Origin of the sequence: uncultured Thiocystis sp. (assembly GCF_903866365.1) — a bacterium.
GTDB lineage: Bacteria > Pseudomonadota > Gammaproteobacteria > Chromatiales > Chromatiaceae > Chromatium.
In genome coordinates this window covers 1-7,541 of the sequence record NZ_CAIPNF010000020.1, presented here as the reverse complement: position 1 = coordinate 7,541, position 7,541 = coordinate 1, and the positions used below count along the sequence as shown (strand labels likewise).

Sequence of the window (7,541 nt, the reverse complement as noted above, 5' to 3'; positions counted from 1 at the left end):
GTGCTGAACCGCCGTAAGCGCAGACTGTTCGTGATCACAAAGAGGCTCGACAGGCTCATGGCTCCAGCCGCCAGCATTGGACTGAGCAGCCAGCCGGTTAGCGGATAGAAAACCCCGGCGGCAAGCGGAATGAGGGCGACATTGTAGCCATAGGCCCAGAAGAAATTGAGCCGGATGGTGCGCAGCGTGCATCGCGCCAGCGCGATGGCCTTGGCGGCGCCGCGCAGGTCGCCCTGCATCAGAATGACCTCGCCAGCCTCAACCGCGATGTCGGTTCCGGTACCGATGGCGATTCCCGCGTCGGCTTGGGCGAGTGCCGGGGCGTCGTTGATCCCGTCGCCGACGAAGGCGACCCGCCGACCCGCGGCCTGCAGACGTTTGACCTCGGCCGATTTGTCCGCCGGCAGCACCTCCGCCAGGACATGCTCAATGCCAACGTGTCGTGCGACGGCCGCGGCGGTTCGTCGGCCGTCGCCGGTCAGCATCGCCACCTCAAGTCCGAGCGCGCGCAACTGCGCGATGGCGACCTGGCTGTCAGGCTTGATCGGATCCGTCACTACCAGCACGGCAATCAGCCGGTCATCGGCCGCGACATAGATGGGAGTCTGGCCAGCCGCGTCGAGACGCTCGGCGACCTCTGCCGCCCCATCCAGTGGCACCGCCAAACGATCCATCCAACGCCGCGCGCCGACGGCGATCCGCTGCGCTTCGACCCGCGCCCGGATCCCGTAACCGGGGACCGCCTCGATCTCGACGGCGTGCGCGAGCGGCAATTTCCGCGCCTGGGCCGCCGCGACAATGGCCGCCGCGATGGGATGTTCGCTGTGACGCTCGACGGCGGCCGCCAGCGCGAGCGCCTCCGCTTCAGGGAGGCCATAGGCGGTCAATTCGGTGAGTGCGGGACGGCCTTCGGTCAGGGTTCCGGTCTTGTCCAGAACGACGGTGTCGACCCGCGCCAGGGTTTCCAGTGCCGCCCCGTGGCGGAACAGGATGCCCATGGCCGCGCCGCGTCCGCTGGCGACCATGATCGCGGTTGGGGTCGCGAGTCCCATGGCGCAGGGACAGGCGATCAGTAACACGCTGACCGCGGTCACAAAGGCATAGCTCAGGGCGGGCGTCGGACCGAGCCATAGCCAGACCCCGAAGGTCAGCAGCGCGGCGGCCATGACCAGCGGCACGAAGACCGCCGCGATGCGGTCGGCCACGCGCTGAATCGGTGGCTTGCCGGACTGGGCATCCTCGACCATCTGAATGATCCGGGCCAACACCGTCTCCGCGCCAACGCGAGTTGCGCGATAAAGAAAGGCGCCGGTCTGGTTGATGGTGCCGCCGATGACCTCGTCTCCAGGGCGCTTGCGCACCGGCAACGGCTCGCCGCTGAGCATGGACTCGTCGAGATGGCTGGCGCCCTCGATCAGGGTACCGTCGACCGGGATGCGTTCGCCCGGTCGCACCCGAATGAGGTCGCCGGGCATGACCGCATCGATCGGCATGTCGGTTTCGACGTTCGCGCGCAGGATTCGGGCGGTTTTGGGTTGCAGCTTCACCAGGCGCTGGATTGCCTGTGAGGTCCGACCCTTGGCGAGCGCCTCCAGATACCGCCCAAACAAGATCAGGGTCACGATCACGGCGGCGGCCTCGAAATAGAGGTTGGCCGTACCGGCGGGGAAACGCGCGGGGATGGTCAAGGCTAGCACTGAGTACAGATAGGCCGCGCTGCTGCCCAGCATGACCAGACTGTCCATGCCGGGGCTGAAATGACGCAACTCAGTCAGGCCGCGTATGAGAAAGCGCCTGCCCGCCCAGAACAGGACCGGCGTCGCGAGCGCGAGTTCGAGCCAGTGCCACAGCATCCTTGGCGCGAGCCGGGTCATCAGGCCATCCAATCCCGGCACCACCATCGGCCCCATGCCGATCAGCACCAGCGGCAGGGTCAAGGCCGCCGCGAAGCGCAGATCGCGGGTGAGCTGGACGCTCTCCTGTTCTTTGCGGTCCCGATCCGTCTCCGCGGTCTCCTTGGACTCCCGGGGCTCGTATCCCGCGGCGCGGATGGCTTGGGCGATGCGCGCACGGCTGATCGTCGCGGGCCGATAGGTCACGGTCGCGGATTCGGTGGTCAGATTGACCGTTGCCTCGATGACGCCGGGCAGTGCCTGGAGAGCGCGTTCCACCCGCGCGACGCAGGAAGCGCAGCTCATGCCGCCGACGCTAAGACGTTCTTTCCGGGTCATCTCGCCGCCGCCTGTTGCAGGTTCCGCGCGCAAGCGGCGGCGAGACAGGGCGCCGCTTGCCGGATCGACTGAATGGAGGGTTGGCCAAATCTGTCTTCATGCATGTCAATCTCCTGCCGCTCAATCCGGCAATTCTCAGCATGTTCGCCAACAAGGCGTATCAAAGCCCCAGCGGTCGCCGCCAATATCCGGTCATCTCCAGATAACCGCGCCCGATCTCGCGCCCTGCCTCGAACAGACGCGCCGCGCCCTCCCAATAGACCACGCCGGTGGACCGGCGTCCGTCGAGTTCCTGGTCGTCCATCAGCGGACGCAGCGACAGCCGCCGACCCGCGATCTCGATCCGCCACTCGACCGGATAGTCGGCGCCGGTGCGGGGCGATTGCCAGCGCCGCCCCGGCAGGAAGCGTACCTGATCGGGGGACAGGATTTGCGTTGGCTGTTCGCCCTGTTGCAGCGTGCCGCCGGCCCAGAGGGTCGAGCCGTCGCGCCGGCGCATCCGAAACGCCATCAGCGAGCCGCCATCGTCCAGGTTGATGCCGATCCAGTCCCAGCCCTGGGCCTCTTCTGGGAGGATTTCGCTCGACCATTCGTGATCCAGCCAGGCCCGTCCGGTCACGGTTCGATCCGCATTGGCCAGACGCAGCCGGCCGCTGACCGCGAGTTGCGGACGGCTGTAGTAGAAGCTCGCATTGGCCGGATCCGGGGTTTTCTGGCTGAAACCCTCGCGGCCATTGAGCCGCGGGGGGCCATCGGGCGTCAGGGTCAGATCCAGGTCGAAGTCATCCGCCCGGATGCGGGTTCGGTAGGCGCCATCCTCCAGGGTCAACGACCAGTCGTCGATCCAGGCGCGGGTCTGTCCGACCGTCGCGCCGGCGAGCGGATCGAGCGCGCGCTCGACCTGCTCGGCGTGCCGCAGATGCCCGGTGTCCGGATCGGCGATGGCGGCATGGGCGAGGATGAGCTGACGCGGCGCGAAGCGACTCGGGTTGTCCGCGCCGATGCCGGTCCCGACCCGGAAGAAGGTGACCTGAACCCCCCGTTCCCGACCCTGCTCGTCGGTCAGCCAGCCGGTGATGTACCACCATTCGGTGCGCTGCTCGGGATGGGCGCCGTGATCGGCGGGAAAAAACAGTTGGCGCCCCTCCAGGACCGGCGCGAAGTCCTCCGCGCGGGCGGACGCGAGCAGGACCAGACCGAGCCAGCAGACCGCGGCGAGCAGGATCCGGGGTGCGCCTGTCATTCCTTTCATCCTCGGCGTCAGGAACCGCAAAGGCGCAAAGGGCACCAGGAAAAAGAAGGGCTTGCACTGCGCACGACCGTCACCTCTTGAGTGAATGTCGTCATCGAGGCGAGACATTGGAACCCTTCGCGTCCTTTGTGTTCTTTGCGGTTCAACGGCTGTTTTCAGGTTCATCGTTACCAGTCCTCCCGCACCGCCAGCACCGCGTCCTGACGCATCGCCTGGGCGCCGGACAGCCGTGCGGCCAGTGCCGCCAGCAGGATCAGCGACAGGCTGAAGATCAGCAGCAGTCCGACCGGTAGCTGCAAATCCATGCTCCAGTGGAAACTCTGCCGATTGATGACCTCGATCAGCACCAGCGCGATGGCCCCGCCCGCGAGCAATCCGATGACGACCCCGACCGCGGCGGAGAGCGCGGCCTCGGTCGCCAGCAGCGCACCGATCTGGCGGCGGCGCAGACCGAGATGACGCAGGATACCGAACTCCTTGCGACGGCTGGTCGCCAACGCGGCGAAGGTGGTGCCGATGCCGAACAGACCGATCAGGACCGCTACCGCCTCCATCAGATAGGTGACCAGAAAGGTGCGGTCGAAGACGCCCAGAATCATGGCGCGCAGCGTGCCGGGCAGGATCATTTCGCTGAGTTGTTCGCCGAGCGTGGCGCGAATCGCCGTCATCACCGGCTCGGGCGCGGTTCCGGCGGTCAAGGTCAGCCCCAGATCATTGGTGCGGGGATCGCCGGTCAGGGCGCGATAATCGGCGATCTCGATCACGACCGAGCCCTGCTGACGGGCATAGTCGCGCCAGATGCCAGCCACCCGGAAAGGCTGGCTCCGCGCGCCCAGCGGCAGCGAGAGCGGGTCGCCGACGCCGAGCCGCAGATGATCGGCCATGGCCTCCGAGATCCAGGCGGGATGCGGCTGATCTGGCCCCGTCGGCGGTTGCAGCGTCCCGGCGACCAGCGGCAGTCCGCCACCGGCGTCGACCTGACGCGCGATCAGCGCGATCGCGCCGCCGGTCTCGCCTAGGCGCAACGTCTCGAACCGGACCGGACGCACCGCCGCGACGCCCGGCAGCGCGGCCACCCGCGCCACCGACTCGGGATCGAGATAGCCGCTCGCGGTCGCGTCGGAGGCGCGCAAATAGAGATCGGCCGGCAGCATCCGGGTCAGCCAGTCGTCCACCGAACCGCGGAAGGAGTCGACCATGATCGCCATCGACACCGCCAGCGCGACACTGGCGACCACGCCCGCGCCGGCGACCACCGTCTGTCCCGGCGCGGCGGCGAGACGGGTACGCGCGAGCCGCCACAGGGTCGAGCGTCCGGGGCGTAGCGTGGCCATCGCCGCCACGGTCGCGCCCGGCAGACTGAGGATGGCGCCGGCCAGGATCAGCAGCACCGCCAGATACCCGAACACCGGCACCTCGGCGATGGGCGGCAGCAGACAGATCAAGGCCGCCAGCAGGAGCGCGCCGAGCGCCATGCCCCAGCGTGGCCGCGCCCGATAGACCTCGGCCTCGTCGCCCGCGCGCAAGCCGCGCGCCGGCACCATCCGCGCCGCCTCGCGCGCTGGCAGCCAGGCGCCGCCCAGCCCGGCGAACACCCCCAGCGCCAGATAAATCAGCGTCAGGACCGGCTCGAAACGAACCTGGGGCGCGATCCCCCGGAAGAAGCCCGCGCCCAGATCGCCGCCGATCACGGCAAAGGCGAGCGCGGTCAGCAGATAGGCCAGCAGACCGCCGAGCAATCCGCCGATCAGCCCGAGCACCGCGCCCTCGGCGAGCAGACCGCGCCAGAGACTGCCGCGATCAAGCCCGAGCGCGCGCAGAAAGGCGAATTCCTGACGCCGGCGCACGACCGCGAGCAGTTGCGTCGAAAACACCAGAAAGCCGCCGGTCAAGAGGGCGATGGCCGCCAGCATGGTGAGGTTGACCCGGTAGGCGCGCGACAGACCCAGCACCTCGGAGGCCGCGTCGTCGGGGGTCAGGACCGAGACGCCGGGCGGGAGCAGCGCCGCCAGTCGCGTCTGCGCTAGCGCGCGGGTTACGCCCGGCGCGAGCCGCAGATCGACGCGGGTGAGCTGGCCGATCCGCTCGAAGGTCTGCTGGGCGGCGGCGATGTCCATCACCGCCAGCGCCTGACCGACCCCGGCGGCCGGCACCGTGCCGGCGATGCGTAGAATCCGCTCGCGCGTTCCGACCTGCACCCGCAGCCGGTCGCCCGGCTTCAGCGCGAGACGCGCCGACGCGGCCGGGCTCAGAAAGAGCGCGTCGGATTGGAGCGCGTCGAGCCGGTCGCCCGCGGCGGGCGCGGCCTCGTCCGGGTTGGCGCCCACCGGCAGCAGCGAGGGCGTGACCGCGCCAATGCGAAAGAGATCGATGCCGAGGATGCGCAGGGTCTCGTCCCGCGCGGGCAGCCGGGTCTCGACCTCCAGCAGCGGACTGGCCTGGTCGACCTCCGGGCGGAGGGCCAGCCGCGCATAGAGTTCGTCGCTGAAACCGGCGCGCGAACCCAGCACCTGGAGATCGGCCGCGCCGTTGAGTAGCCGGATGCCGCGCCCGAATTCGTCGAGCGCGGCCGCATGGATGAGTTGCACCGCCAGCCCCAGCGCCACGCCCAACGCGATCGCCAGCAGCGAGAGCGAGGTGGCGAGACGGCGACGCCAGAGGCTGGCCAGAAAGACATGGCGCAGGGTCGCGTTCATGCGGCGACCGGCGCGGCGATCAGCCCGCCCTGGGTCAGGTGCAGGATGCGGTCGGCATGGCCCGCCGCCACGACGGAATGCGTCACCAGAATGGCGACGGCACCGGCGGCCTGGATACGCTCGAACAGCAGTTCGAGCACCCCGGCGGCGCGTCCGGGATCGAGGTTGCCGGTCGGCTCGTCGCACAGCACCAGCGCGGGCTCGTGCACCAGCGCGCGGGCGATGGCGACCCGCTGCATCTCGCCGCCCGAGAGATGACGCGGCCAATCGTCCGCGCGCGGCGCAAGTCCGACCCGTTCGAGCATGACGCGGGCGCGCGCGTCGGCGGTCCGGTCGTCCCGGTCGAGCAGCCAGAGCGGCAGGGCGACATTCTGCGCCAGGGTCAGGTGCGGCAGCAGATGAAAGGCCTGGAACACGAATCCGAAATCCCGCCGGCGCAGCCGCGCGAAGCCGTCCTCGTCGAGGGTTGTCAGATCCGTCTCGCACAGCCGGATGCGGCCGCCGTCGACCGACTCCAGACCCGCGATGCAATTGAGCAGAGTGGACTTGCCGACCCCGGATTCGCCCATGATGGCAACCGACTCGCCCGCCGCCAGGGTCAGCGAGACCTGCTCGAACAGCGGACGGTCGAACGTGGTGTCGAAGCGCTTGGTCAGGTTTTCGATGGTGAGCATTGCGGGTCTCGGTCAGTAGTTGAATGCGGTCTTGTCACATCCCCGGGCGTCCATGCTTCAGGTGGACTTGCCGGCCGATGCCTGCCGCGGGCGATTAGCCGAATCGCTGGATGTTCGGTTCAATCATCATCGGGTCGCCACGTCCACTGAACAAGGGACGGTCCGCGAGCGCAGGATCCTGAGCCTGTCTGCCGGACAGCGCCTGACCGCTCCGCCGCATCGCGCATTAACGTCCCCTTCATCATCGGTTGGTATGCTCCCATATTTCCGCTTGGGAAAGACGCTTGATCGGACCCGACCAACCGATCCTCCAGCACGCCGACGATCCGTGACGGAGATTCTTAGACGAGATCACTCCGACATGCGAACCCTCAGCCTGCGTCTGAAACTGCTGCTGGTGACCGGGATCATCCTGGTCCTCACGGCGGGCATCATCATCGCGATGGCCACCCTGATCTTCCGCGAGTCGATCCAGACCGCGACCGCTTCCATGACCGCCAACCTCTCGCAACAGGCTGCGGAGATCATGGGCGAGACGGCGCTGGGGCCATCCCATTACACACAACTTTCCGTGTCCGGCATCTCCCTGGCATATTTGACCCCAGCAGCGAAGTCCATGATGCGCTGCATGCCCAACCAGATGGTCTTCAAACCGGGCTCGCCATCGCCCTTGCGCCCGAGAAACCCG

5 protein-coding genes are annotated in these 7,541 nt (G+C 68.1%); all 5 read right to left on the bottom strand.

What is annotated here, in order from left to right; all coding sequences use genetic code 11:
• Positions 1-2,231, bottom strand: a 2,231-nt coding sequence (locus tag QZY07_RS00915; protein ID WP_295399063.1) for a heavy metal translocating P-type ATPase, incomplete at its 3' end; no start/stop codon positions are given.
• Positions 2,232-2,391: 160 nt separating this feature from the next.
• Positions 2,392-3,474, bottom strand: a complete 1,083-nt coding sequence (locus tag QZY07_RS00910; RefSeq protein WP_363183517.1) for a carotenoid 1,2-hydratase — start codon at positions 3,472-3,474, stop codon at positions 2,392-2,394.
• Positions 3,475-3,650: 176 nt separating this feature from the next.
• Positions 3,651-6,179: an ABC transporter permease gene (locus QZY07_RS00905; protein WP_295399059.1), complete on the bottom strand. Its 2,529-nt coding sequence runs from the start codon at positions 6,177-6,179 to the stop codon at positions 3,651-3,653.
• Entirely contained in the window at positions 6,176-6,853 is a 678-nt protein-coding gene (locus QZY07_RS00900) for an ABC transporter ATP-binding protein (RefSeq protein ID WP_295399057.1), read from the bottom strand. The genes QZY07_RS00905 and QZY07_RS00900 overlap by 4 nt, the downstream gene beginning before the upstream one ends.
• 555 nt (positions 6,854-7,408) lie before the next feature.
• Positions 7,409-7,541 (bottom strand): IS4 family transposase (locus tag QZY07_RS00895; protein ID WP_295399065.1); only part of this gene is annotated, 133 nt, incomplete at its 5' end.